The organism is Pseudomonas sp. DE0157, assembly GCF_007678615.1.
In the GTDB taxonomy this organism is placed as follows: domain Bacteria; phylum Pseudomonadota; class Gammaproteobacteria; order Pseudomonadales; family Pseudomonadaceae; genus Aquipseudomonas; species Aquipseudomonas parafulva_B.
Map to the genome: position 1 here is coordinate 1 of NZ_VEJN01000032.1, position 2,324 is coordinate 2,324.

Below are 2,324 nucleotides of genomic sequence, written 5' to 3' on the forward strand. Positions count from 1 at the left end.
TCGTCGCCCTGCGCTGCGTGCTCGTAGGAAACAGCAGTCTGGCCGGCTTTGATGGTGACTTGAGCGTTGTTGCTCAGGGTCACGACCAGGTCGTTAGCCAGGGCTTTGTTGATCTGCACGGTAAACGTTGGTTTGACGTTCTCGGCAACAGATGTCTGGTCAGCGGTGATGGTGACCAGCACTTGGTCGCCCTGGTTGCCCGTGCCTGGCGTACCCGAACCTGGCTCGTCAGTGACAGCAGTACTAACCGGAGTAGTATCCAAGGTCAGCTTTTCGAACTTACCAACATCAGCACCGGTGACGGTCGCAATAGCCTTGACCACTGGGTCGTTCGCGCCGACGTAAACGTTGTTCGGGGCAGTTACGGTGACAGAACCAGTGGTGCCGTTCGCCGGGATGGTGATGGTGGTCTTGCCATCGTCCAAGGTGAAGGTCAGCGCGCCGTGCTTGTCGATCGGCAAGCCGTCTTTGTTGGTCAGGGTCACGGTGTAGGTGATCTGACCGCCTTCAGTGACCGAGTCGGTTGCTGTGAGCTTCGCCACAACTTCGTCGATGGTGTCAGTCACTTTGACCGAGGCATCGTTGCCCAACTGCAGATTTTCGAACGTGCGGCCGCCAGCGTCGGCTGCCGACTTGATACCCAGACTGATTTCGCCCGAGTCTTTGTAGACGTCGTCGCCTTGCGCTGCGTGCTCGTAGGAAACAGCAGTCTGACCAGCTTTGATGGTGACTTGAGCGTTGTTGCTCAGGGTCACGACCAAGTCATTGGCCAGGGCCTTGTTGATCTGGACGGTGAACGTTGGTTTGACGTTCTCGGCAACAGATGTCTGGTCAGCGGTGATGGTGACCAGCACTTGGTCGCCCTGGTTGCCCGTGCCTGGCGTACCCGAACCTGGCTCGTCAGTGACAGCAGTACTAACCGGAGTAGTGTCCAAGGTCAGCTTTTCGAACTTACCAACATCAGCACCGGTGACGGTCGCAATAGCCTTGACCACTGGGTCGTTCGCGCCGACGTAAACGTTGTTCGGGGCAGTTACGGTGACAGAACCAGTGGTGCCGTTCGCCGGGATGGTGATGGTGGTCTTGCCATCGTCCAAGGTGAAGGTCAGCGCGCCGTGCTTGTCGATCGGCAGGCCGTCTTTGTTGGTCAGGGTCACGGTGTAGGTGATCTGACCGCCTTCAGTGACCGAGTCGGTAGCGGTGAGCTTGGCTACAACTTCGTCGATGGTGTCAGTCACTTTGACCGAGGCATCGTTGCCCAACTGCAGATTTTCGAACGTGCGGCCGCCAGCGTCGGCTGCCGACTTGATACCCAGACTGATTTCGCCCGAGTCTTTGTAGACGTCGTCACCTTGTGCCGCGTGGGTGTACTGAGCGCTGGTTTCGCCGGCCTTGATGGTGACCTTTTCATTGTTGCTCAGGGTCACGACCAAGTCGTTGGCCAGGGCCTTGTTGATCTGAACAGTGAACGTTGGCTTGACGTTTTCAGCAATAGAAATCTGATCCGCCGCAATGGTGACCAGAACTTGGTTGCCCTGGTTGTCCGTGCCTGGAGTACCCGAGCCTGGCTCGTCGGTAACTTGGGTGCTGACTGGAGTCTTGTCCAGCGTCAGTTGCTCGAACTTGCCAACATCTGCGCCAGTGACGGAGGCGATCGATTTCACGACCGGATCGTTAGCACCGACATAGTCGTTGTCTGGCGCGGTTACAGTGACCGAACCGGTAGTGCCGTTGGCTGGGATGGTGATGACGGTCTTGCCGTCGTCCAGCGTAAAGGTCAGCGCGCCGTGTTTGTCGATCGGCAGGCCATCTTTGTTGGTCAGGGTCACGGTGTAAGTGATCTGACCGCCTTCGGTGACCGAGTCAGTAGCGGTGAGCTTGGCTACAACTTCGTCGATGGTGTCGGTCACTTTGACCGAGGCATCGTTACCCAGCTGCAGGTTTTCAAAGGTGCGGCCGCCAGCGTCTGCTGCCGACTTGATGCCCAGGCTGATTTCGCCCGAGTCTTTGTAAACGTCGTCGCCCTGCGCTGCGTGCTCGTAGGAAACAGCAGTCTGGCCGGCTTTGATGGTGACTTGAGCGTTATTGCTCAGGGTCACGACCAGGTCGTTGGCCAAGGCCTTGTTGATCTGGATGGTGAACGTCGGCTTAACGTTCTCAGCAACGGAGTTCTGGTCAGCGGTAATAGTGACCAGCACCAGATCGCCTTGGTTACCCGTGCCCGGAGTACCCGAACCTGGCTCGTCCGTAACTTCGGTGCTGACCTGGGTTTTATCCAGCGTCAGTTGCTCGAACTTCCAGGCATCCGCGCCGCTGACCGATTC

At 57.7% G+C, this 2,324-nt stretch carries 1 protein-coding gene; it reads right to left on the bottom strand.

Features of this window, described 5'->3' with window-relative positions; genetic code table 11:
- On the bottom strand, nucleotides 1–2,324 hold a 2,324-nt coding region (locus FS777_RS21195), incomplete at both ends, for an immunoglobulin-like domain-containing protein (RefSeq protein WP_372239225.1).